Raw genomic sequence first — 25,119 nt, forward strand, 5'->3', positions numbered from 1 at the left:
CGGGGCTCTCGCTTGGAGCGCTCCGCCATTATTATTCGCCAAGACGACTTGCTTGTCTATGCAGTGACACCCGTGCAGGAAAGGGCTACAGGCCGGATTGAAGCAGTTACAAGAAAGATGTTGTCGCCATTTTATGAGATTGTCCCGTTGAATGAAAAAACCCGAGCCCAGATGGAAGTCTAGTTCGCGTTCATTGTACATGTGGACTACCGGAAAGATGAGCTGCCTATCCTCGACGTTGGAGTTCGGGAGGGGGTTCACACTCCACGCCTTGCTTGAGCCAGATCGATTGGATTCAGAAAGAGCACGGAACACAATTCGCTATCATATCGACTCGATATGTTGTTAAGCGCGGAAGTAGATGATAGCTCGTGCAGTAGGAATAAAGGTATTCCGAAAACGAAATGTGGATTCCTCGAAGCTTAAATCATAGGAGCAAGCATGATTTATAATAATGAATATTGTGTTTGAGCGCATAATTTAAAGGTTCACGATGAAGACACAATTATGTATAATCGTGATAGGAGATGATACGATGTCAATCAGCAGAAAAGATTATCTACAACAAATCATTAAATTACACGAACGGTTAATTATAGCGTCCGAGGAATATGAAGGGATATCTGAAGAATTCATTCTCAAGCAAAATCCAGACATTTCATCCATGAAAGAACAATGGCTGGTGAAAGTGAAAGACTTCAAGCGGATTTTGGCTGACATGGACAATCTGGAAATCCCAAATGCGTTTGAAAAAGAAGGTAACGAACTCAAATATGTCTATGAGAACTATGTCAGCTGTGTAGAGGAAAAGACCCGAAAGTTCAGTATAGAAACGATGGCAAATGGGGAACTGGAAGCTATTCAAGCGTCGGAGGTACAAGCTGCAGAGTATATTGAAGACCTGATTGAAGCGTTATTTGATAAGTAAATCCTTTTCATCCTAAGTACCTGATCTTCATACAAATTTAGAATAATTCAAAGTTACTTCTATAGATGCCGGGTCCTGTCACAATCCGCAAGATGCATGCGGATGGGGGCGGGAGCCAGGCACCCTAGCGGGGAAAGCGCTCCAAAAACAGTGCGGACCGAGCGAAAGTCTGGTCGGTCCGCACTAAACTAAGCTGGTAACGAGCGAAAGTTGGTTAGAACCGCACCAAACGGGCTCCATTTGGTTGAGTCTAGGGTTGCTATGAAGTTGTGCGCGGGAACGGCAGCTTCCAAACTATCAATACCATCACTTAATATGATTCCCAATCAAATAAAAAGTCCGATCTTCCGTCAGATTGGCAAGATAATCCATTCCGGCAGCTCTGGCGGAAGCTGTTTCATCTGGCAATTCGGCAAAGCCTTTTTCTTTATTGTTCACCCACCATATTTGATCTGCCTTAATCTCTTTAAACTCCTCTTTTGATACAGTGTTTTTCAACACGCCCCACACTTCGTTCAGCAAATCATCCCATTCATTGTAGTATTGACCAAAGAAACCGGGTGGTGGATTATTTGCGTATAGGTCGCTCGCTTCTTTTGCTATTCTGTGCTCAAGCTCTTGTGCTTGTTGTATGTATTTATTTTTCAAATTTTTCTCTTCAGCTGTTCGTTGCTTTGCTTCCTTTTCCAACCGTTCTTTCTCGGCGATACGTTTTTTCGCTGCTCCTAATTCAATATATAAATTATCTATTTCACTATTCAACGCATCGGACTTTATATTGCTTTTTAATTCACTCAACTTAGAGGCAGCTTCTTCAACCCCATCGCTACTGATCAGCTTTTCGATAACTTTCAGATCGTTTGCGTTCTGCTTTTCCTTTTCCTTTTCCTCTTCAATCGTTACAAGTAGTGTCTTCACTTCGTTTTGCAACGACGGTACAATGTCTTCATTTTTCAGCAAAGTGTTCGCTAAATCAGCCGCTTCTGTCCAATTAAAGAGCTCAATTTTTTCCTTCACTTCTTCATATTCATGTAATAAAACAACCCGGTCTTTTGCTTCGGAACTATCCGGCTTTTCTTCTAGAGCAGTGTTATATAATTTAAGTGCGTTTTCATATTCTCCGCTTTCCAATGCAGCCTCTGCTTCTTCAAAAGACTGTTTATATGCAGAACTGCAGCCGGTCAATACTGAAATAATTGCAAGTAATAAAAAGATTCGTTTCATCTGCTTGCTCCTCACTTTCACATATTGGTGCCTAAACCGTTAAATAGGCTAGGTGTTAAAGGCCTTTCATTAATCAAAGAAATACTTAGCCGGTTTAAGGTACATAACTAACGAATCACTCATTTTCCATTTCAAAACACTGGCCTCTGGACATAGTGCCTTTTTAATATACTTTTAATACATGTGTAGCATTTCCACCCACTCACCAATCTGGCACACCAACATGATCTTCCACCCACTCATCGGTATACCTAATCACATGGTTGGCATTTCGCAGCGGCACCACTTTAAACCGATTCTGTTCATCCTTGATGACTGCAGTGGGGAATAAACGGGGATCATCAATCGAAACTGTTGTTGTATCGCCTGTCTTCTCCTTTTTTACCGTAAGCCGGGCAATGCCTCCAAAGTTTGTGTATTCAAAAGGCTGTGCGGAATAGAAGTTGCCGAGCGAGAAAAAGACTTTCGCATTTCCGACTTCTCCGTATCGTTGTAAAACATGCGGGTGATGACCGAAAATAATATCAGCTCCGTTTTTCGCTACAAACTCCGCAAGTTCTTCTTGTGTGTCCGAGGTGTTCAACACATATTCCGGTCCCCAGTGCAGAGAGACTACAGTGACATCCACAGAAGGTTTAAGCCTTTGTATATCTTCTGCAATCTTCACACGCTCCACCATGTTGACCAAATACTCTTTTCCATAGGGAGCCAATCCGACGTTCGTTCCGTATGTATACGCCAACACGCCGATTCGGATCCCATTCACTTCAACAATCCTTTGATTCTCTTGGTCCTCGATAGACTGATAGGCACCGACATATGGCATCGCATACTCTTTCACATGTTGAATGGATTTCAGGACGCCGATTTCTCCTTTGTCCAATGTATGATTATTGGCTAATGAAATCATATCAACGCCTGCGCTTTGAAGATCTTGAATGATATGTTTTGGGCTGTTGAACTTCGGATAGGTGGACAGACCCAGCTCAACACCCCCCGGCATGGATTCTTGATTGGCGATTAAGAAATCAATACCCATCATCTTCTCTTTCACTTCTTGAAATGCAAAATCGTAACTTGGATACGTGTTGATTGGGTAATGCAACAGCACATCTCCAATCATGCCGATCGTTGCAATGTTTACTGCCATTTGTTCTAGTTTTTCTTCAGTTTCTTCTTCATGCACTGTAACAGGGAGCGCCTGATCTCTTTCCTTCCAATCTTCCCATAAAATATAGCCGCATATTATCCAGACTGAAACCATGATAGCGAACATCCATTTTGTCTTCACGTTAACCTCTCCATATCAAAGTACCAGGTCTGCACACAAGTTGGAAATGAACACACCACAAAACAATCCTTCCGACGAGATACGTAATCGGAAGGATTAATTGTATATTTGGGGCCAAACCACCACCTGTTTTGTGATTATTCACTCAATTGGGTGGAGACCTAGTACTCACTTCTTCATTTTCAGGAATTTTCATTCTGTAAAGCAGAAAACAAATCTACTACTAATAACTAACTTTACCTTGCTAAAATCATCTAATTATACCATATAAATTTTATAGAAAAGCAACTTTCTATTGTTTGTGACTGAAACTTAATAGGTTACATAAGAACTACATCTTCACGAGAAGAATTGAAGAAGTGAGGATAACCTGGAAATCGGTTGGAGGGCGTCATTGTTACTTCCGCTATCACTTAACAATCAACACATCCTTCTCCGGTGTCAGCAGCCCATTCTGTTCATAATAACTAACCCCTGTTCTTGAAAGCACTGCTGTTTTAACCGCATGATCCCCTTTAGCAAATACAAGCAGAAACATATCCTCCCTAATATCTAGACCATTGATGTTGCCCTTAAACTTAACATTCAAAGAATCCTCTATGACATCTACGGTCGTATAGGGCCCATAGACCAATGCCCGATCCCAGTCGAAATCAGTTAAAGTGGACAGGGGGATTTCTGTTGTACCACTTTTTGCTTGTTCTACAATCTTCATAGCAAGCACCGGATCTTCACTCGCTCTATTAACAAAGAACAAGCTTACCATTGCAATAATTAGCACACCCCCGCCAATCCAAAAACTCCATTTTTTTAACATAAATCACACCTCTAGTAATCTGTAGCTTTCACATTAATTGCTTGCAGGTCAAATAACGATCCAGCATTCATTTCGACCGGTATTTATAAGATCAAACCATCAAAAATCCACCACTGACGCTAATGCATTCCCCGGTAACAAAACTCGAATCATCCGATGACAAGAAGGAGACAACCGATGCCACTTCAGATGGATCTCCCATCCGGCCCACCGGTGTTAATAACGTAGCCATCCTCTTAACATCTTCCGGTAGATTTTTTGTCATGTCGGTATTTATCTGTCCGGGTGCGACCGCATTTACAGTAATTCGCTTGCTGCCGTTTTCTTTAGCCAATGTCCGCGTCAAGCCAATCACTCCAGCTTTAGACGCGCTGTAATTCGCCTGTCCCAAATTGCCCCAGCTGGAGGTGGAAGAAACATTGACGATTTTTCCGTACTGCTGTGCCCGCATGCTTGGAATGACGGCTTGGCATGTATAAAACATGCTATTTAGGTTGATATCCATGACGGACTGCCATTGCTCTGGCGTCATTTTATGAAAGAATGCGTCTCTTGTGATACCTGCATTGTTGATCAGAATATCAATCTTGCCAAGCTTCTCGTAAATGGTTGTGAATGTATCTTTTACATCTGTTTGATCCGCTACATTGCATTTCAGCGTAAGAACACGTTCTCCTGAAGCATCCAGCTTGTTGGCTGTCTGTTCGAGAGTATTGAAGTTGGTATCCAACATCGCTACAGTAGCCCCCTCTTCCAATAGTCTTTCTGCGATTTTAGCACCAATCCCTTGAGCTCCTCCAGTTACGACCGCCACTTTATTTAATAATTTCCCCATCCTATTCACTCCTTAGTTTTTAATAGAATATTAGGATAACTTTAACATAACTGAGTAGTGAATCATACAAGCAAAGTGACAGGGGACTGCCCGTTACTGAGCCCCTTTCCTAAACAGCTCCGACAATTGCCGCTAGAACAATTTGAAAAATAGTTTCATGTATGTGTATCTCTTTTGGCCTCTCCTTTCTATATAGAAAGAAAAAGGGGTTTTTCTCATGACACATTATCTTTCTCAGTACGCGAAATTCCAGAACAAAATCGAAATGGACGTTGCGGCACGCCAGCATATAGACCTTCATTGGAATGCGATGAACAAGACCGACCGCGCTGTCCTTGAAATGATTCGATGTTATTCAGTGATTTACTTGGCTGCCCACTTGAAACACCAGACGATTGAAACGAAACTCAGCTTGTCGAATTCCACGGTCAGACGGACTCTCCGCAAACTGGAGAAACTGCAGATTATCGAGCGGATTCATTATGTCAGGCCTGTTATGAGCGGCTTGGGAGCAAATATTTATGTTATTTTGCCCATCAATGACCAGGGGAATTTGGACAGGGGCGTTGAGGTGACCGAGCCTAATCAGGACGTGGTTTCTGAGGCGGTTTTGGAAAAAGAACCTTCTTTCTATAAATCTCAAAACACTAAAGACTTTATAAAGACGTCTCACCCTGCTGGTGAAAAGTTATCCACAACTCTTTTTACGAAGATGAAAGATATATTGTCGTTGACTGGAGATAGTGCCAAAACACGTGAGTTCTTTGGGATTTATAGGGCGCTCTCGGGACGCATGTTGAAGTTCGGAATTTATAAAGGCAAGGAGGAAGTATTCGAGGATTTGGCTTATCGTGCAATGCGGATCAGTGTAATGGCGACAAAAACAAAGCGTATCCGCAATTTACCGGGCTATTTCAGCGGTGTTTTGCGTGAGTTGATTGATGAGACGTTTTTTAGTGATATTTATCAGGAGTATACAGTTTCGGTTGAGGAGTTTGAATGGAACGGGAGAGCGCAATCAAACACCTTTTTATGAAATCCAACCATTCTCCAAAATATTTTTAAAAACATTTGAAACTTTTTCTGAAAATCTCCGTCTGTAGGTTGCTTAGATGACAGTGGAGGTATAGGTATGAAGAAAATGGTTTTTATTGGGCTGTTACTTATTGGCTTGATTTTATTTATAATGGGGGGTGGCGCAAAATGGAATATGGCTGTGGCTTCATTTGTTGATGAGCAGTCTGGAAGAGTGTTTGCGCAACTTATTCAAAAAGAAGAGACAGTTGAAGAGATAGAATTTGAGCGGGTACTGACACTTGTAGAGCGCCAGCCGATATATATGAAGGGAGCGACTTTCATTCGAATTGGCGAGTTGGAGGCGAATCAGCCGGTTGCCATTACAGGTGAAGATGAGGAGTATTATGAGCTTCGGTTAGGAAAAATGCCGGTATTTGTTCGTAAGGGTCAGGGGACGATTGAAAAAAAGAAGCTGCCGGTATTTGTACAAACGGAACGGTTGGCTGCGGTAAAAACGCTTCGAAAGACGGCGGTTTATAATGATAAGGACTTACAGAGTACCGTCTTGGCCCAGTTGGAAGAAGGTTATCGCTATCCAATCGTACAAGAGGAAGAAGATTGGTATATCGTAAAAATCGGTGAACGGCCGGGATATATTGACAAGCGCTCCGTTGTGTTGGACGAAGGGTTGCCGGTTCTTGTCTACCATCATATCGTGCCCCGTGATTGGATGAAAACAATGGCAAGTACCGTTTCTTTAGAAAATTTTGAGCAGCAGATGGGGTATTTGGCGGAGCGTCAATTTGAGACGCTGACGGCACAGCAGCTTTATGATTATTTGGAAGGACGTCTCGTTGTCCCTGGCAAGGCGGTGCTCATTACTTTCGATGATGGCTTATTATCATCAAAAGAATATGCGTATCCGATTTTGAAGCAATATGGGTTTACCGCGCTTCAGCACATTATCTCTTCTCGTACATACAGAGCGCAAGGCATACAACGTTATGACGCGGAAGGTCCGATACAGTTTTTGACAGCTGAAGAAATGAAAGAGATAACAGATGTTTTCCAACTCGAAGCGCATACATATGGACTGCATAATCTTAATAAAGAATTGGGTACTGGAATTGCGCTAGAACATGTAAAAGAAGAGATTTTTGCGGACTTGCAGCGGAATATGGAACAAGTGCCGGCGGCCGTATCATTAGCCTATCCATATGGACATTATAATGAAGAATTTATCGCGGCGGCTAAAGAGGCAGGGCTATTAATTGGCTTTACAACCACCGAAGGCTATGCAACTATAGACGTTTCGAATTATGAAGTAAGTCGATTTGGAATGACAGAAAAAAGGTCATTTGAGCAGTTTGCTGCGTATGTGGATGGGGACATGACGTGGCAATAGAAAAGGGTGAGGTTTCGTAAATGAATGAAATTGATCAATTAATCAATGAGCATTCGCGTTATTTAATACGCATCGCTTATTTGTACGTTAAAAATTGGTCGACAGCTGAGGATATTGTACAAGAAGTATTTGTAACGTATTTTCAAAAGAGTGACCAGTTTCGCAATGAAGCTTCACTGAAAACATATTTGACTAAAATGACAGCCAATCGTGCGAAAGATTATTTGCGTTCTTGGAAGCATAAAAAAGATGTGCTGTTCGAAACGATTAGTACTTCGGTAAAAGGTACAGAAGAGATAGTGCTTGAGCAAGAGCGACTGGCCTCACTTGAGAAAAATCTTTTCCAACTTCCATTAAAATATCGTGAACCTTTAATATTATTTTATTATGATGAGCAATCCATAACGGAAATCGCAACTTATTTGCAACTGAATGAAAATACGGTGAAAACACGACTGCGAAGGGCAAAGCAGCAACTAAAGGAATTTTTTGATGAAGAGGACGGGGAGGTAGTGAAGAATTGAGCGATTTCAAAGAGAAGCTAGATCAAATGATGGGCGATACGTCGGAGCAGGAAAGGCGGGTAAAACAGCGTGTACATGAGAAACTACGGCCGTCGGCTAAGAGGTTTTCATGGCAAGTGCTGTTTGTCACAGCAGCGCTTCCTATAGTTGCAATACTCCTTATGGTCACTTTGAACCCTTCTGATTTGCTTTCTTCTGATGAGGGGCCCGGTATTCCGTATGATCCGTTAAATGACTTGGCACAAATTTCTGCATTGCAGAAAAAACAGCAACTGTCAGTGATTGATTATGAAGAATTTGCCGAACTGCCGCATTTTGATCATGTCGACGATCTGCATTATATAAATAAAGAGCCATTTTTATTAGACGGGAGTACAGATACTTTTCATACAGTGATGGAGCGTAAAGCAAATCTGTTTGATGATATTGTGTATCAGGCCGGTGATATTGTGCGCACGATGACAAATACGACAAGCCATTTACCAACCTATGATGATGTCTATTACGAGGTCATTGCGGTCCCGGGCGATCGTGTCGTACTTGAAAAAGGACAGCTGAAAGTAAATGGGAAACCGCTGCGATCTGAAATTATGGAGCGTTATCAAGACCAAGAGATCACGATTGCAGGGGGTTACGATCAGCTGTTGAATGCGCGGGAGTATTTTTTATTGAACCATTTTCCGGCAAGGGAAACGGTTCAAGGTGGGACGATTACGCCGGTGCACAAAATTTACGGGCAAGTGGTAGGCATTGCGACAGAGGAGCGCACAAATTCGATGTATTTGGATTATTTGGCCGGAGAGCTTAGCGAGGAATATACACCGGAACAATATTTCGATTTGTATTTATACGACTCGCTTTTAGGCTTGGATAATTTGTCGAAAACACCGGCATTTACTCAAATCAACCGATTAGGTGAGCTATTTTTGGAAGCCTCCTATCGGAAAGTGTACCCTGTTTCCGAAAATGAAGTAGAAATTCGCTATCAATATGGACGCGAAGGCGTCGCAGAGCATGTGTTTACGATGAAGCGTGATGCGGATTCGGGACGCTGGCTGATAGCAGATTAACTAAAACGATGTTTGCTGAGGAAAATCAGGTTGGCAATTGTTCAAAAATAGAAGCCGTCAACCAACCGCTCGCCATTTTGGCACGCCAACTTGGTTTTCCACACATTCACCGTGATTAAATGGAGATATCCGTGCGAAATTCAATCTTGATACGTTCTAGTGCAAATAACTTTAAAAGGAGACTATCAAATGAAAAGTAAATTTATTGCTGCATTGATGACTTTGTTACTCGTTACCTCAGCTGCTCCAATCCAAGCGCGTGCAGCTGCTCAATTTTCAGATGTAGATACGCATTGGGCAAAGAAAGAAATCCTATATTTATCCGACCGCAATATTATTGGCGGCTATCCGGACGGCACGTTCAAACCAAATCAGCCGATCACGCGGGTACAGGCAGCCTCCATGCTTGCCAAAGCACTGAAGCTTTCGCTGTCGGAGGATACGTCTACTGAATTTAAGGATGTGGCGAAAACATCTCCTCACTATCAGGTCTTAGCGACAATGAATGAGCTAGGAATTTTACGCGGCGATAACGGCTATATACGTCCCGGAGAGAAAACTTCACGTGCACAGATGGCCGCGATTCTGCGCCGGTCATTTAATATGCCACTCGATAAACAGGCAACATTTATTGACGTAACTCCGGCTCACTGGGCTTATCAGGATATTAATGGAATCGCGAAACAGCGGGTTGCTGGTGGTTCGAAAGGTAAATATATGCCGGCAGATTACGTTACACGCGCCCAATTCTCAGCATTTCTCGTACGAGCGCTCGATGATTCGCAGAAACTCAGCGCCTATCATTCATATGTCGGCGTAAAAGGCAAGACGGTTGAACAGAATGGATTCTCGTACACTATTGCTAAAGAAGGGTATAATTCCAAGTTGTTTAAGGAGAATTTAAAGACAGGCAAACGCGAAGCCATTGTAATTCCAGAAAATATCCCAAGCGATGATACATTCCAAGTGCACTTGCTGAAAGGTTTCCAACTCATCGTATACAATGACGAAATCTTCATTCCTTATTGGTCAGCGGTCGGAGAGATGAGCGAACTACCTATCGCGTACGGGTTGATGAAAGTGAAAACAGACGGTCAGAATCTAGTGTTGATGAATCAGCCGTATGGTTACACATTCCGCAATATGTTCATTTGGAATGACCGAATTTATTATACAAATGAGAAGAATAAAGAGCGCTATTTCGATTATACATTTAACCCCGATAAACCTGTTATAGATGACCCGCTCGTCCTTTATTCGACAGCGATGGACGGCAGCGACAAGAAGAAAGAATATGGCTTTGATGCGCGTGTAATCTTTGATAATGTGGCATTTACACCCAATCATGTACAGGTAAACCAAAACAATAAATCTGTACTGTTTGATCATTCCACAATGTATTACTTCAATAAAAAAGGGGTCTATAAGTACAGTCTGCTTGATAAAAAGACTAGCAAACTTTCGAATGTCATTGGGGAAGACATGCGGGTTACGGAAACGCAGCTGATCGTGACAGACACGAAAGGAAAGACACATACGCTGAAGAAATAACTTCGAATGCCAGGTCTCGCTATAATTCGAGGAAAGCATGCGGACTGTAGCGGGAGCCAGGCACCAACGAAAGGAAGAGTTCGAATGAGAAAGAAACTACTTATGATAATCGGTGCGTTATTGCTCCTATGCAGCTTGCCTTTATCGGGCACATTCGCAACAAGTACAAAACATTTTTCAGATGTACCGCCGTTAAAACACTTTGCGGAAGCAGTTTATGACCTGGCAGAACGTAATATAATCGGAGGTTATCCGGATGGTACATTTAAACCCGGAAACTCTATCACGCGAGGACAGGCAGCTGCCATTATTGCAAAGCTTATTAAATTAGATACTTCGAAATTGAAGGATCCAGGATTTAAAGACGTTCCGAAAGCGAATGGCTACTACAAAGCAATTGCAGCCATGGCAGAAAAAAGCATCATCAGCGGCTATGGAGATGGACGTTTTGGTCCGAACGATCCCATCACACGGGCGCAGATGGCTTCGATTCTTGTCAAAGCGTTCGATTTGCCGCGCTATAACTTCAATTCATATAAAAGTCCATTCGAAGATGTACACCGAGGAGTAGGCCACGACCCGAACATTCTGACAATCTATAGACTTGGTATCACTACAGGAACATCTCCTGACAGATTCAGCCCGAACACATCTATCACAAGAGGACAAGCGGCCAAAATGATGAAAGCAACGGAAGAAGCGAAGTCACAGATTGTTACGGTGAAGGCTAGCGACTTCGGTTGGGATCAATTTAAAATGTATGATTCCAATCATAAGGATACCGGTATCTACCAAGCTGTGGAAGGAAAAAACAAACCAACCGGTGGTGTAACAGATAGAATCCATTTAGTCCCACTTAAAGAAGGGGACGGTACATTCAAGGCCGCATTGGTGTATTCAGGAAATCCGGATAAGAAATTTTATCGGAAATATTATGTACATGTCAAAGAAGTAAACGGAAAACTGAAGCTGAAGTTAGAGCGAACAGAAGATTTTCTTCCTTCGCCGGTTGCGATCGGTGTGGAGAATAAAGAACCTGTCCAAAACATTTCCCTTTCCACGATGGACGGAAAGAAGATTACCGATAATATGAAGTTCACGAAATGTCTTTCGTTCAGTCCCTCAGATTGCGTCGACAACGATGAGACCGATAGTGAAGGGAAGTATCGCAACGTCCATATTGTGATTGATCAGCCGGGTCGATACATCGCTACTATCCGTTTTGAAGACGGAAAGGAAGTACGGTACGGATTAGAAGCGGTAAGTTCAGCTCCAAGTTTTAAATTCAGTTTTAAAGTATTGGAGGAAAGACCGAACGCGTCATTGGATTTGGGAGCAAACTACGATATAGGAAAGCATATACTGCCGAAAGGCTCCGAGCAGATCGCTGAAATCACTAGAGACGAGGGCAGTAATATGTTCCATGTTGTAGGGAAGAAAGCAGGAGCGGTTGAAATTAAGCTGCCCGATCATAAAAAACTTGATCTGATGGGACTCCATGTTCGCGTTCAAGAAATGGGTCCCATTATTCAAGTCGAGATCTATGAATTGATGGACACACATATGTAATAGAAGGGGAAACAAAATAGTATCTAGTCTGCACAATTGCGTAAAATCTATGTTGGTCTATGAAATGCCAAGCGTCACATTCTTTTTTCAAGCAAATGAAACAGGTTCATTTAAGAGTGTATGCATTTTAGAATAGTGTTTGACTAGCGCAGGGGCTAGGTATCAGAGTTAATAGGATGGAGAAAGCGTATGACAGATTTAAAATTGACCAAAAAAAGATTTCGACCAGAGATTGAAGGCGTACGGACCATCGCGACTCTGCTCATCGCTGTTTATCATATATGGCTAGGCAGAGTATCCGGTGGAGTCGATATATTTTTCATCATTTCGGGTTATCTCATCACTTTATCCCTTTTGTCCAGGATCGAGAAAACCGGATCCGTAAAATTTTTCGATTTCATACTAGGCATTGCGAGAAGGTTGTTCCCTCAAGCATTGTTCGTCTCGATCGTCATCGGATTTATGTGTCTCGTATTTTTGCCGAAAATTGAATGGAGCGAAATCATCGCGCATATGGCGGCCTCAACATTTTATTATGAAAATTGGCGGCTGGCATTTGATTCGGTGGATTATCTGGCGCGAGAGAATTCCGCAAGTCCATTTCAACATTATTGGTCACTTGGTATTCAGGGGCAAATTTATATTATTTGGCCGCTCTTTATCTGTCTCGTCTTTTTTATCGCGAAAAAAGTCTTGAAAACACCTGTGCGTAAAACGTTTCTTACAGCGCAGCTTGTCGTTTTCGCTGGTTCACTGGCTTATTCTGTTTACCAGACACATATCAATCAACCATGGGCATACTTCGATACGTTCGCACGGATGTGGGAATTTAGCATAGGTGGGATCTTCGCCTTAATTTCACCTTATCTGATTTTCAATAAATGGTTCAACACCGTTCTTGGATGGGGCGGGCTGGCGATTATTTGTCTAACAGGCATCTTGTTACCGGTGTCGACTGTGTTTCCCGGCTATTTGGCTTTAGTTCCAATTAGCGGTGTGTTATTCATTTTAATTTCAACAGAGAACAATACCAAGCTGGGAGTAGATCGTCTACTAGGCTCAAAACCTCTTACCTATTTGGGTGGTCTTACATATGGTATTTACTTATGGCATTGGCCGTTGCTGATTTTCTACCATGCTTTTATGAAAACGACAACGGTTCCGATCCTAGATGGGATTATCATCCTGTTGTTCACGTTATTATTGTCCATCATTTCCACTAAGCAGCTAGAAACCCCCTTTTTGATGATGAAATGGGATAAGAAGAAAGGGAATTTCGTGACAGTGCTAGGCATCTTGCTAGTCTTCGCGGCTAGCTCGATATTTTCCATTTCCATGTATATACAGAAAACACAGGCGAGCATGCTCAATTTGACCCAGAACGATAAAGATTATCCAGGAGCCAAATCGATTCTGTATAATGTTAAACCACCGGAAGGACTTGATTTGATTCCTTCTCCGTTGGCAATTAAGACGGATCTTCCGAGTTTCTATGAGGATACGGAATGTCTCGGTCAAGATCGTACTGAGGTGAGAAAGTGTTCGTATGGTGTTTTAGACAAACCTGACTATGTTCTTGCCTTAGTAGGCGGCTCTCATTCAGGACACTGGTTTCCAGCGCTTGAAATAGTGGCGGAAGAGCTGAATTTTCGGATCGATCTGTACAATCATGACGGTTGCCGATTTACCGACGAAGATCCTGAAAATCATTTAACCAAAACGTGCCTAGAGTGGAATGAAAATTTGATCAAGGAATTAAAAGAGGAACCACCTGATTTGATATTCACTACAGCGACTTTAAATAAACGCGACAAAGTGCCGCTTGGTTATATCAATCAATGGAAAGAACTCGAAGGGATTACGAAGATTTTTGCGGTGCGCGACAATCCCCGCATGAAAAAGAAAATACCAGCCTGTTTAGAAAGTGCGAGAAGTCCATTGGATTGTGCAATCGACAGGTCAGACGGCGTATCAGAGGTCGTGCCATGGGAAAACACAGAAGGTATACCTTCCAATGTCATTTTTGCCGACCTGACGGATTACTTCTGTGATGATAAGACATGCTATCCAGTCATTGGGAATATTATTGTATATCGAGATAATAACCATATTACAGCGGAGTATTCAAAGTCGTTGGCCCCCGCTTTGAGGGATCCTTTGGAGCAGGCATTTAAAAAGGTACATCTATCAATGTAGAGATAACTGATACTTTAGTTAACAGAATAAGGATAAATCAAAAAGCAGGCATGCCTGCTTTTTGATTTGCATGGAATTCGTCGCGGAGAAATTCAACAAAATTGTTTAGATGTATCTCATTCTACAGAAAAATCTTGTTTCCGGTTCCTTGCGATTAAAAATATACTTAACACAACAAAAAACAAAACCGATGCGGAAAGTACGCCGTATTGAAATCGGATGCTTCCCTGGTTTGCCATTTTACCGATGCCGTCCAGGATAACTGGCGATAAAAACTGACCTAAAAATGTCATGCTGGACGTCCAGGCGATTACGCGGTCTGCCAGGTACGGCTTTACCTGGTTGAGTGCTTGTAAGATAATAGTCGGAAATATAGCACCCTGGCCGAATCCAATCAAACAAACGCTTACTATGATAAGCGGGATGCTGTGCGTGAAAGATAGAAATAAAAAAGCGGCAGCCATCCCAAAGAGCATAACAGGGATGACAAATTTATTGAAAATAACTTCAATTTGAACGAGAAGTAAACTCGTAATCATTCCGCCGACAGTTGTGAATGATACAATCGTTCCCGCTAAAGCGGCATCACCCAAATCACTCTGCTCTAAATAGAGCGCAATATTGGTGGCGATTGAATAATAAGCAAGCATCACACCGCCCATTGCGAGCGCATAGCCGTATACCGCAAGAGGAAGTTTTACCTTCTTTTCGTGTGATTGCGGTTTTTGAATTTCCCCTTTCGGTAAAAAGAAGAATATTAAAATGATAATGAAAAGCCCTAGCCAATAGACATTAAATGGAACACGCCAGCTGAAAGTAGCGAGCCATCCTGCCAGCAACATCGTGATAATCCCACCGAAATTACTGAAGGCGGAATTAAACCCCATCATCTTCGTTCGTTCTCTGCCGATGAAATAATCATTAATCAATGTCATCGACAACGGCATGACGAGTCCGACACCTGCCCCTAAAATTAACCGCAGCATTAATATGGATTCGATAGTTGAGACAAATTGCGGGCCGATCCCGCCGATTAAATAAATCAACAGACCAATCAAAATAATCATCCGTTTTGTTATTTTGGATGTTAAATAACTCGATAGAAATGAAAAAGGGATGATCATGATTGACGGAGCCGTTAAGATGAGCTTAATCATCGTTGGACTTGCTTCAGGGAAGGCTTGAGCAATCAGGCCGAGCGCAGGGGAGATGGCTGCGCCCGCCATGACAGTAGCCATGGAGATCGATAAAATGGTCGGTTTCAACATTTTGGTTCTTGTCATATACATCACTTCCTTTGAAACTGGGGATCCTGCATAGAGTCTATGTTGGCGGAGGCTTGTTTGAAAGCGGCAAGCATATTTTTTAGCTCTTCATCTGACAGGTCTTTGAATACAAGTTTCATCATCTCTTTTCCTGTCTCCCGCAGTTCATTTAATTTCCTTCTCCCATTTTCCGTTAAATCTAAATGGACGACACGCCGATCCTCTTCATTTCGAATCCGCATAATATACTCATTTTTAATAAGGATATTGGAAGCGGTCGTGACAGCACCTGCAGTAATATGTAATTCGTTTGCCAGGTCGGACATTCGCAATGGCCCGTTTTGTTCAAGTAAGTACATTATGCGAGATTGTGAGCCAGGAAAGGTTTTTGTATAAATGTCTTTCCATACGTTCTCCATTTTCCTGGATAATTGCCAAAACCATTTTTCAAAGTCTTGAAAATGAATATGCCGTTCCATATATATGCTCCTTCTATTTACTTTAATTATTATATTGTTTAATCATTAAAGTAAATGTGTTGTAAACAGTTAATATACTACGGGGTTGTTTGAGGGAAGTCAATTAAAAAAGGTACTTGCCCCGTACAATTCAAGATTGTTTACGGGGCAAGTACCTTCGCTGCTTAATTCATTCTTCCTCTATTTCTAAAAACGGTCTCACTAAACGGCGTACCTCATCCGTCGTTCTGGTTTCCATCAATTGGTTTCTTAATTCGCCTGCTCCTTTGAATCCGCGTATATAGATTTTGAAGAAGCGTAGAAGCGGTTTAAATGGTCGCGGTCCGATTTCATTTGAATATTTGTCATGAAGCTCCAATTGCAGGAGCAATAAGTCCAGATGTTCTTTCACGCTGTGTTCTCTCGGTTCTTTTTCAAAAGCAAATGGATTTGTGAACACACCGCGGCCGATCATGACACCGTCGACTCCGTATTGTTCTACTAATTTTAATCCTGTTGCGCGGTCTGGAATATCTCCATTAATCGTCAACAATGTATTTGGTGCAATCTCATCTCGCATTTTTTTGATTTCAGGAATCAATTCCCAATGTGCATCGACCTTACTCATTTCTTTTCTCGTACGAAGGTGAATGGAAAGGTTCGCGATATCCTGTTTTAACACATGTCCCAACCAATCGCGCCACTCGTCCACTTCGATATAACCTAATCTTGTTTTTACACTGACCGGTAACCCGCCGGCTTTTGCAGCTTGAATGATTTCTGCCGCTAGTTCAGGACGCCGTATTAAACCGGCTCCTCTTCCGTTTGCCGCAACGTTCTGTACCGGGCATCCCATATTTAAATCAATGCCACGGAAACCGAGTTTTTTCATATCGATGCTCATTTGCTTAAAATACTCTGGCTTGTCTCCCCAGATATGCGCTACAATCGGCTGTTCGTCTTCCGTGAAGGTCAACCGGCCCCGCACACTGTCTCTTCCGTCAGGGTGGCAATAACTTTCCGTATTCGTAAATTCCGTGAAAAATACATCAGGTTTTCCTGCTTCACTGACGACGTGGCGGAACACCACGTCCGTGACGTCTTCCATTGGTGCCAATATAAAAAACGGCTTCGGCAAATCAAGCCAGAAATTATCCTCGTTACTCATTTGTTATCCTCCTAAATTCATTCATTTCATTGACCAATCCGGATTCCGGAAGGTTCTAATCGTGTAGGATCAGCGTGACTACTCGATTGGCGACCCTGAATGAACTATTATACTACGTTCAAGCATGTTTAAGCGATATAGCAACAGGCAGTATTTCATGTTTTTTATGTGACGACAGTAAGAAGTTGGGAAAACCATTGATGCGTATAGTCTTTGGACAGAAGATGATCAACCTTATATTATGTGAAGGCCATTAAAAAATCATCTACTAGGAGAAACGACTCGGCGCATGAATTAGGACATTTGCTATTGCACTATAAAGTGAAATTCAATATGCAAGATAGAAAATCGTATAGAGCTTTAGAGGACGATGCTTGTTAGATAATTTCTTCTGTGACAGGCAAGTTGTAGAAACCTGTAAAGACCGTCTGATGTGAAGACATCGACGGTCTTTTTATCTTGTTTAGATTAGTTTGCTCAAGAAAACAAACATTACAATTTAAACATTCGTGTTTGATGTTGCGCAGGCGTTTAAATCATATTTATCGGCTTGCTAACCTGTTTGACCATTGTGTAATTGAAATAAGTTTAAAGGGGTCGTCAGGGTTGTTGCATCATTTTTCGTGCGCCGATAAAAATCGATGTGCTTAGAGCGAATGGCATGGTCAAAGCCGGCAATCCGAACGGTAAAAGAGCGGTATCGATACTTGCAATGAATAGCACTGTCAAAATGGAACCAATGATAGCAGTGTAAGGCGCCAGCCGGTTTGTCCCTTCACGGAATACGACGCCGACCGCGAGTGCTGTCAAAATAGCATTGTAGCCGTACAGCCCGGCATCGATGAGCAAATGTTCTGCTCCAAGGAGGTATGCAGCGCATATGCCGATTATATTACCAGCGACTGCGTATAGCCCTAACTTCCATCCCGTAATAAAAATTCCAATAAAGATCAGTAATCCGGCAGCCATACCTTGCAAGAAGAAAATCTGACCGGCTCCATCAAGGAAAGCGCTCGGCCAATGGATTTTCCCGGCGATTTCCAGCTTCCAATGCGATAAATCCTGTGGCACTGTTTCATCGGTCAATTTGAACGTATCCAGCCTATACGAAGATAATAATAATAGCCAGGTCGTCACGATATAAGGAAAGGTTAATGTCGGCATGCCGGTGGGCTGCAAAAGTGTCATCATTGAAGCGGTAAACGCGGCTGCAATAACGGCCCCGAATAAAGCAATCCCCCAGCTTGCGGGACCTTCCAGGAATAGAAGGAGCGCCATTCCTGTCAACATGGGATTATATCCATACAGTCCTTTTTCTACGCTCTCCCGATTTCCTCCCCCGATCCGTCCGGTAAGTGTGCCGATTGCTGCTGAAAGAAATGCAATCACGCCGAGCTCCAGTGAGGTGATCGTGATTGCAGTCAATATGAGCAAACCTGTCAACCAATTTTCGATGAGGATTACTTGTGAGATACCTTTCATCGTCGCCAAGAGAAAAGGAAATCTCTTTCCGCTTTCTATTGTTCCTTCATTTTTCATGTTGAATAATTCCCCTTTTCCCCACATTTACCCTACAACGAGCTATGATAATCATCTTATCAGTATTTCCAATGTCAGTTAATGTTTATGTTTTTCTGCAATGGAATTTGTAAGTGATATTATAAACAACTTTTAGTCATGTTATTTGCAGTTCGGGTTGTTTAAAATGGAGAGGAAGAGATTTAGTTGCCTATGCACTGACAATCGTGATCGTTCAAACAAACGTGAATGTTGGGGGATTCCTGTTTGTTTCATGAATCAGGCGTAGGAATTCATATTTCAGGAGCCAAATAAATCGAAACAGCGTGCGCTCGATTCTTCGCACCCAATTTAACGAAAGCTGATTTAATATATTGTTTAATCGTCGCTTCACTCAACGATAATAGATCTGTTAGTTCCTTTGTTGAGAAGCCATTGGCAAGGGCTCGTAAAATTTCGTTTTCACGCGGGCTTAGTTTGGGATGAGAAATCTTTTGAGGTTGGATCAATACTCTGCCAGCTAGACTGCCGAAATGTGTCAGTAACTCTAGGGTTTGTCCATCCGTTGGGGGAACGCGATTCATATATTCGCTGACGATATAAGCAATGGTCAGATTGTTTACGTGAATGGGGACGACAGTCAATGCGTGCAAGGGTACGTCACGATTATAGCGGCTTGAAATGAGTGTAATGATATCTTGTCCAGAATAGTAGTGAGCCTTTCGCTCTGTCACTGCTTTTTTCACGACGGGCAATGAACGAATATCATCTCGTATATAGGAGATCGATTGAAGATCTCCATTTTCGAGCTGTGCTACGCCTTCTCCCACATAACCAATCGGGCTAAATCGATAGAATGAGATTCTTTCAGCGACAAAGATCTCTCCAAAACTCATGAGAATATGGCATATTTGCTCTTCTTGCGATGGTAGTACCAAAGCTTTTTGTAATTTTTCTTCAACAGTCCAAGTAGTGAATTGCATCGTATCATCCCCCTTATCCAAAGATATGTTTCATCATAGAAAAGTAGTAGCGCAGCCCAAAAAGTAACCGATAGTATGAAGTAGTATAATTAAAAGGCGGAATATTCTCAATAGTGTAATTTGGTTATACTAGGATTGCATACAAACCGATGCAAATAAATATAGGGAAGGAAGTTGGCGAAATGGGATTATCAAACAATGCAAAACAATATTTGGAGGCATTTTATAGTGGTCCAACTCTTCAAAGCTTAACTGCTCAACAAGTTCGCGATGCAATGGGCGCAGTCCCTGCTCCGCAAGGAATCGAGGTACCCCCTGTAGCAAAGGTTGAAAATCGAAAAATACCAGTACACGATGGAGAAATCGGTGTACGTATTTATACACCGGTCGGACAAGGTCCTTTCCCGCTACTCATGTATTACCATGGTGGCGGCTGGGTGATTGGTGACTTGGAGACATCTGATGCAGGTTGTCGTTTGTTGGCGGAACAAACAGGTCGTGTTGTCGTTTCGGTTGATTATCGATTAGCGCCGGAATACCGCTTTCCTGTGCCGGTTGAAGATAGTTATGCAGCGCTATGCTGGGCAAATGATCATGCTTCTGAATTAAATGCAATCGCGGATGATATAGTTGTTAGTGGGGATTCTGCGGGCGGGAACCTTGCAGCGGTTATGGCGATCCTCAGTCAAGAAAATAATGGTCCTGCCATTACAGCGCAAGCTTTGATTTACCCTGTAACCAACTTAGATTTTACAACTCCATCATATGAAAAATTTGCAGAAGGGTTTGGTCTGGATAAAGACTTAATGATTTGGTTTGGTGAGTACTATATAAACAATGAAGAAGAGTTTAAACATCCGAAAATTTCCCCATTGCTACATGAAAATTTAAGCAATTTACCACCAACGATTATTATAGCGGCTGAGAATGATGTGTTAGTAGATGAAGGGGTTCAATATCGTGACAAATTACAAGAGGCGGGTGTCACAGTAGAATATCTTCAATTAGATGGCAGTATTCATGGCTACTTCAGTAACATGGCGGTTTTCGCAGAAGAAACAAAAACAACAGTAGATACAATTGCTAAATTTTTAAGCTTAGTACCTTCGAAATAAATTATTCGGGATGGAGGTTTAAGAATGGAAGCTAAACAATATGATGCAATAGTTGTAGGAGCCGGTTTTGCTGGGCTGTATATGCTGCACAAGCTGAGAGAACGTGGACTATCTGTCCGTGTAATAGAGGCTGCAGATGGAGTCGGCGGAGTGTGGTATTGGAGCCGTTACCCTGGAGCAAAATGCGATTCTGATTCTATTTTTTATAATTTTACATTTTCCGAAGAGTTGTATAAGAAATGGAGCTGGAAGGATCGGTATGCCTCTCAACCAGAAATCTTGGAGTATTTGAATTTTGTCACAGACGAGCTTGATTTACGACCTGATATTCAATTTAAAACGCGCGTGACGGAAGCATCCTTTAATGACGAGACGAAAAGTTGGGAAGTTAAGACTGACACAGATGAAAAATTTGAAGCTAAGTATTTCATCAGCGGGGTTGGATGTTTATCCACGACAAATATACCGCCGTTTAAAGGTGTCGATACATTTCGCGGTGAAAAGTATCATACAGGGCGTTGGCCGCATTCAAAAGTCGACTTCACCGGTAAACGAGTTGTAGTCATTGGTAATGGCTCAAGCGGAGTTCAGACCATGCAAGAAATAGCAAAGGAAGCAAAAGAGCTCACGCTATTGATGCGCACTCCTCATTATGTGGCTGAGGCGCGTAATCATCCATTAAGTAAAGAACAACAAGAAGATGCATTTAACAATTATCCTAAGATTCGAGATGCTTTCTTTACAACCCCTGGTGGCATACACTTGTCCACGACAGGAAAATCAGCAATAGAATTTTCAGCAGAAAAACAAAAAGAAACATTAGATCATGTGTGGAAAACAGGAGGACTTGCGTTAGGGGCTGTATATCCGGACGTTGGCGTCAATAAGGAAACAAATTTTGTAGTCTCGCAGTTTGTCCGAAATAAAATTGATGAAATTATAAAAGATGAACATACAGCAAAGCAGTTACATCCGGATTATTATATTACAACAAAGCGTTTAATTATCGGAACAAATTTTTATGAGATGTTTAACGAAGAGCATGTTCATCTAGTTCCTTTAAAAGACAATCCGATAGAATGTATTGTAGAAAATGGCGTAAAACTTCGCAATGAAACGATTGAATGTGATGTCATAGTTTTTGCGACTGGATATGAAGCGATGACGGGCTCTCTTTTAAAATTAAATATACAGGGTCGTAATGGACAAACGATACAAGAAAAATGGGGAGAAGGACGAGAAGTTAAAACATATCTTGGATTGACGATGGAAAATTTCCCGAACTTCTTTATGATAACAGGGCCGCAAAGTCCATCGGTTCTTACGAACATGCCATCTGCAATTGAACAGCATGTAGATTGGATAGATCAGTGTATAGGCTATATTGAGTCCAATGGTTTACAAACGATTGAAGCGCAAAGACAAGCAGAAATAACATGGGGGAAGCAATGTGATGATATAGCAAACAGCACATTATTCCCACATACGAATTCATGGTATACAGGAGCCAATATCGATGGAACTCAAAGAGGATTTGTGATCTATGTTGGGGGGCTTGATAATTACCGTAAAATTTGTGATGAAGTGGCGGCCAATCAATATGATGGGTTTGAATTTGAAAAGGTCTATGACACAGTATAATATCGTGAAAATATTTAAATCCATCATAAAGATAAGAGTCCGCAATTAGTCCAGAATGACTTCTACAATCTCCATAAATCACACAAAGAAACCTTCCAGAATAATTGATGACTGGAGGGTTTTTGGTTTGTTGTCCGAAAATCAAAAACAGAGCATAAAAAAGGGAACTCCTGGAACCAGGAAATTCCCTTTTCATTTATGAGAATGTAGTATATAAAACAAAGGAATAGTAAAGGTTTGTTGTTTGTTTCAACTGATCCTCGTTTAAATCAATTAACCAATATAAACGCTCTCACATGTTCCCGGTGCTGGCTCATAAAAACAATGGCTTTTAAATTGGCCAGTAAACGGTTGACCATACCATGTTGGAGGACAGGGAGCGTATGGATTAAAGTACCAAAGGGCGAAGTGCGCTGGATGTTCTCTCCAATAGTCCAGATTCTGCTTCGCTAATTTTTTTTCAGAAGATCTTGCTCGTTGATAAAACAAGTTTCCTTTTTGAACTGCTTCGAATGAATAATTTCCTCCTTGTATTTGAAAAATGACATCGTTTATTGATCGGACGTCGTTAAAGTCTAAACAATCTGCTATAGCCCGATTCACAATTACATTTCCAACGTACAACATGCCTTGTTTACCTTCACCTTCAGCCTCTGCCCTCATCATCCTGGCCATTAAATCAATGTCTGAATCTCGGTATTTTACTCTTGGCATTTTTTCACCCCAAATATAGTGTATGAAAAAAAGCTTTCCGTTATGTCATATCACATCATTTTATTAAAATGAAATAGGGTAAGCTGCCGAATTAAAAACCTGATAATATATTTTATCTAATTATCGTTATTTGTATAGTTCAATCGAAAGGTGGAACTCTATTTCAATAGGAGAGTGAAACAAATGAATTCATTCTGTCCCGAAATATGGCCTGAAGAACCAACGCCAAAGAGTCAGATTGATTGCCAAGAATGCGGTCTTTATTGCCAAGGATCAAGAATGGTTTGGGGTGAAGGGAATTCGAATGCACCCATCATGATCGTTCTCGATAATCCGGGTGCTCGCGAAGGTCGGGAAGGGAGCCCGATGGTTTGCGGAACACGGCAAACTTTACAGAAAGCGGTTTATGAAGCTGGCCTACATCAAGATCAGCTGTATGTAACCTATATTCTAAAAAGAAGACCGCTACGAAAGTATGATAAAGAGCGAACTCGAACTATCTGTATGCAACATTTAGAAGAACAATTAATCAAACAAAAGCCAGCACTTATATTATGTTTGGGAAATGTTGCCGTACAATCTTTTTTCGGAAATCCAGAAGTTGAAGTAAAAGGATTACGTGGTACTTGGCATGAAGTAAGAGGATATCAAACAGCCGTGGCCTACCATCCGCTCGCTGTGAGACGCCGGCCGAATCTATATCCGTTGCTTGCGGAAGATGTAGCGTTGGTTGCGAACAAGCTTCATGAAATACAGTAGGAAGAACGATGCAGCAAATAATCGTATTTGCTGCATAGTCTACATAACAATTTGTCTTTTTTTGACGGATAATAATATTATATAAGTTGAATAAATGATTTTATACTTTGTAATTCTCAGTCGCTTGGAGTGTAAAGCGTCGGCCTGGAACGAAAAGCAACGCGCAGTTGATATTGACCCATTCTTTAGCTTATCTTGTATAGTTGGTACATATCGAAGAACGTTATCAAATTTTGGTACTTACAAATAATGAAATTAAAGTATAGGAGAGTTCCAATGCAAAATACGATCCGAAAACAAATACATGAGTGCATCGACACGGATTACCAAAAGTTTGCCTCAGCACTTATCCCGAATATCGACAATGTATTAGGTGTGCGAATGCCGGAACTTCGCAAACTCGCAAAACGGATAGTGAAAGATGACTGGCGTACATATCTTGAAACGGCAGAAGACGAATATTTCGAAGAAGTCATGCTGCAGGGACTGGTCATTGGTTATGTGAATGCTGATATTGAAGAAGTACTTTCATATGTAGCGGCTTTTATTCCTAAAATCGATAATTGGTCAGTATGCGATAGTTTTTGTACAACACTTAAAGTTACAAAGAACCATAAAGAACGTGTATGGACATTTTTGCAATCTTATCTGACTTCGGATAAAGACTATGAGCTTCGGTTTGGAGTTGTTATGCTTCTAAACTATTATATTGAACCGCTTTATATAGGGAAGGTGCTCGCTTTACTGGATCATATAGAACATGACGGCTATTACGTCAAAATGGCAGTTGCTTGGGCGCTTTCTATGTGTTACGTGAAGCTTCCTGAACCGACAATGGAATATCTGGGGAGTAACAATTCATTAGATAAGTTCACTTATAACAAAGCCTTGCAAAAAATCATCGAATCGTATCGCGTAGACAAGGAATCAAAAAGTATAATCCGCAGCATGAAACGGCGGTAGAACGATTAAATGGATCAATGACAATTAAACATTTCATTTTTGTTTAGTCGCATGAAATTAAAGCATAATCTGGGCTGCCTTCCCATATAAACATAAAGACAAACGACA

At 41.7% G+C, this 25,119-nt stretch carries 23 protein-coding genes; 13 read left to right on the plus strand and 10 right to left on the minus strand.

Annotated features, from left to right (window positions below; translation table 11 throughout):
* Nucleotides 1-12: 12 nt before the first annotated feature.
* The gene (locus tag H7J92_RS05355) at nucleotides 13-183 is read left to right on the plus strand and encodes a hypothetical protein (RefSeq protein WP_176132562.1); all 171 of its coding nucleotides are present in this window, start codon (nucleotides 13-15) and stop codon (nucleotides 181-183) included.
* A 352-nt stretch (nucleotides 184-535) separates the two neighbouring features.
* Entirely contained in the window at nucleotides 536-928 is a 393-nt protein-coding gene (locus H7J92_RS05360) for a hypothetical protein (protein ID WP_078817997.1), read from the plus strand.
* Nucleotides 929-1,234: 306 nt separating this feature from the next.
* On the opposite strand, the gene H7J92_RS05365 is transcribed toward H7J92_RS05360, so the two are convergent.
* The 4 genes from H7J92_RS05365 to fabG all read right to left on the minus strand — a co-directional run bounded on the left by H7J92_RS05365 (nucleotide 1,235) and on the right by fabG (nucleotide 5,095).
* Nucleotides 1,235-2,152, minus strand: a complete 918-nt coding sequence (locus H7J92_RS05365; RefSeq protein WP_221835788.1) for an outer membrane protein assembly factor BamD — start codon at nucleotides 2,150-2,152, stop codon at nucleotides 1,235-1,237.
* A gap of 202 nt (nucleotides 2,153-2,354) precedes the next feature.
* Entirely contained in the window at nucleotides 2,355-3,443 is a 1,089-nt protein-coding gene (locus tag H7J92_RS05370; RefSeq protein ID WP_221835790.1) for a CapA family protein, read from the minus strand.
* 409 nt (nucleotides 3,444-3,852) lie between these two features.
* A complete protein-coding gene (locus H7J92_RS05375; RefSeq protein WP_078818000.1) occupies nucleotides 3,853-4,260 on the minus strand; it encodes a hypothetical protein in 408 nt (135 codons plus the stop codon).
* A 91-nt stretch (nucleotides 4,261-4,351) separates the two neighbouring features.
* Complete coding sequence (gene fabG / locus H7J92_RS05380; RefSeq protein ID WP_078818001.1) at nucleotides 4,352-5,095, minus strand: 3-oxoacyl-ACP reductase FabG; 744 nt, start codon at nucleotides 5,093-5,095, stop codon at nucleotides 4,352-4,354.
* Nucleotides 5,096-5,312: 217 nt separating this feature from the next.
* Here fabG and H7J92_RS05385 point away from each other — a divergent pair, with 217 nt between their 5' ends.
* The 7 genes from H7J92_RS05385 (at nucleotide 5,313) to H7J92_RS05415 (ending at nucleotide 14,427) form a co-directional block, all read left to right on the plus strand.
* Nucleotides 5,313-6,131 (plus strand): hypothetical protein, encoded by an 819-nt coding sequence (locus H7J92_RS05385; RefSeq protein ID WP_221835792.1) that lies wholly within the window; start codon nucleotides 5,313-5,315, stop codon nucleotides 6,129-6,131.
* Nucleotides 6,132-6,227: 96 nt separating this feature from the next.
* Nucleotides 6,228-7,517, plus strand: coding sequence for a polysaccharide deacetylase family protein (locus tag H7J92_RS05390; protein ID WP_221835794.1), 1,290 nt, complete (start codon nucleotides 6,228-6,230; stop codon nucleotides 7,515-7,517).
* Nucleotides 7,518-7,537: 20 nt separating this feature from the next.
* The gene (locus H7J92_RS05395) at nucleotides 7,538-8,041 is read left to right on the plus strand and encodes a sigma-70 family RNA polymerase sigma factor (RefSeq protein WP_221835795.1); all 504 of its coding nucleotides are present in this window, start codon (nucleotides 7,538-7,540) and stop codon (nucleotides 8,039-8,041) included.
* Complete coding sequence (locus H7J92_RS05400; RefSeq protein ID WP_221835796.1) at nucleotides 8,038-9,111, plus strand: S26 family signal peptidase; 1,074 nt, start codon at nucleotides 8,038-8,040, stop codon at nucleotides 9,109-9,111. Before H7J92_RS05395 ends, H7J92_RS05400 begins: the two co-directional genes overlap by 4 nt.
* A 189-nt stretch (nucleotides 9,112-9,300) precedes the next feature.
* Nucleotides 9,301-10,662: an S-layer homology domain-containing protein gene (locus tag H7J92_RS05405; RefSeq protein WP_221835798.1), complete on the plus strand. Its 1,362-nt coding sequence runs from the start codon at nucleotides 9,301-9,303 to the stop codon at nucleotides 10,660-10,662.
* 84 nt (nucleotides 10,663-10,746) lie between these two features.
* Nucleotides 10,747-12,231 carry an S-layer homology domain-containing protein gene (locus tag H7J92_RS05410; RefSeq protein WP_221835804.1) on the plus strand — a complete coding sequence of 495 codons (1,485 nt, stop codon included), beginning with the start codon at nucleotides 10,747-10,749 and terminating at the stop codon, nucleotides 12,229-12,231.
* A gap of 189 nt (nucleotides 12,232-12,420) precedes the next feature.
* A complete protein-coding gene (locus H7J92_RS05415) occupies nucleotides 12,421-14,427 on the plus strand; it encodes an acyltransferase family protein (protein WP_221835805.1) in 2,007 nt (668 codons plus the stop codon).
* A gap of 116 nt (nucleotides 14,428-14,543) precedes the next feature.
* Here the strand turns inward: H7J92_RS05415 and H7J92_RS05420 are convergent, their stop codons facing one another.
* The 5 genes from H7J92_RS05420 to H7J92_RS05440 all read right to left on the minus strand — a co-directional run bounded on the left by H7J92_RS05420 (nucleotide 14,544) and on the right by H7J92_RS05440 (nucleotide 19,819).
* Nucleotides 14,544-15,710 (minus strand): MFS transporter, encoded by a 1,167-nt coding sequence (locus H7J92_RS05420; protein WP_246602560.1) that lies wholly within the window; start codon nucleotides 15,708-15,710, stop codon nucleotides 14,544-14,546.
* Nucleotides 15,711-15,715: 5 nt separating this feature from the next.
* Nucleotides 15,716-16,171 (minus strand): MarR family winged helix-turn-helix transcriptional regulator, encoded by a 456-nt coding sequence (locus H7J92_RS05425; RefSeq protein WP_078818008.1) that lies wholly within the window; start codon nucleotides 16,169-16,171, stop codon nucleotides 15,716-15,718.
* Nucleotides 16,172-16,340: 169 nt separating this feature from the next.
* Nucleotides 16,341-17,318 carry a tRNA dihydrouridine synthase gene (locus H7J92_RS05430; RefSeq protein WP_078818009.1) on the minus strand — a complete coding sequence of 326 codons (978 nt, stop codon included), beginning with the start codon at nucleotides 17,316-17,318 and terminating at the stop codon, nucleotides 16,341-16,343.
* A gap of 600 nt (nucleotides 17,319-17,918) precedes the next feature.
* Nucleotides 17,919-18,857, minus strand: a complete 939-nt coding sequence (locus H7J92_RS05435) for an urea transporter (protein ID WP_246602562.1) — start codon at nucleotides 18,855-18,857, stop codon at nucleotides 17,919-17,921.
* Between the two features lie 272 nt (nucleotides 18,858-19,129).
* Entirely contained in the window at nucleotides 19,130-19,819 is a 690-nt protein-coding gene (locus H7J92_RS05440) for a helix-turn-helix domain-containing protein (protein WP_078818011.1), read from the minus strand.
* Between the two features lie 182 nt (nucleotides 19,820-20,001).
* Here H7J92_RS05440 and H7J92_RS05445 point away from each other — a divergent pair, with 182 nt between their 5' ends.
* On the plus strand, nucleotides 20,002-20,934 hold the full coding sequence (locus H7J92_RS05445; protein WP_078818012.1) for an alpha/beta hydrolase: 933 nt from the start codon (nucleotides 20,002-20,004) through the stop codon (nucleotides 20,932-20,934).
* A 24-nt stretch (nucleotides 20,935-20,958) separates the two neighbouring features.
* Nucleotides 20,959-22,575 (plus strand): flavin-containing monooxygenase, encoded by a 1,617-nt coding sequence (locus H7J92_RS05450; protein ID WP_221835808.1) that lies wholly within the window; start codon nucleotides 20,959-20,961, stop codon nucleotides 22,573-22,575.
* Nucleotides 22,576-22,848: 273 nt separating this feature from the next.
* Here the strand turns inward: H7J92_RS05450 and H7J92_RS05455 are convergent, their stop codons facing one another.
* On the minus strand, nucleotides 22,849-23,289 hold the full coding sequence (locus H7J92_RS05455) for a cell wall hydrolase (protein ID WP_078818014.1): 441 nt from the start codon (nucleotides 23,287-23,289) through the stop codon (nucleotides 22,849-22,851).
* 183 nt (nucleotides 23,290-23,472) lie between these two features.
* Between H7J92_RS05455 and H7J92_RS05460 the strand changes: the two genes are divergently transcribed.
* Together H7J92_RS05460 and H7J92_RS05465 are read left to right on the plus strand one after the other, a co-directional pair.
* The gene (locus tag H7J92_RS05460; RefSeq protein WP_078818015.1) at nucleotides 23,473-24,048 is read left to right on the plus strand and encodes a uracil-DNA glycosylase; all 576 of its coding nucleotides are present in this window, start codon (nucleotides 23,473-23,475) and stop codon (nucleotides 24,046-24,048) included.
* A 276-nt stretch (nucleotides 24,049-24,324) separates the two neighbouring features.
* Nucleotides 24,325-25,011: a DNA alkylation repair protein gene (locus H7J92_RS05465; RefSeq protein WP_078818016.1), complete on the plus strand. Its 687-nt coding sequence runs from the start codon at nucleotides 24,325-24,327 to the stop codon at nucleotides 25,009-25,011.
* Nucleotides 25,012-25,119 lie beyond the last annotated feature (108 nt).

The organism is Sporosarcina aquimarina, assembly GCF_019748715.1.
Taxonomy (GTDB): domain Bacteria; phylum Bacillota; class Bacilli; order Bacillales_A; family Planococcaceae; genus Sporosarcina; species Sporosarcina newyorkensis.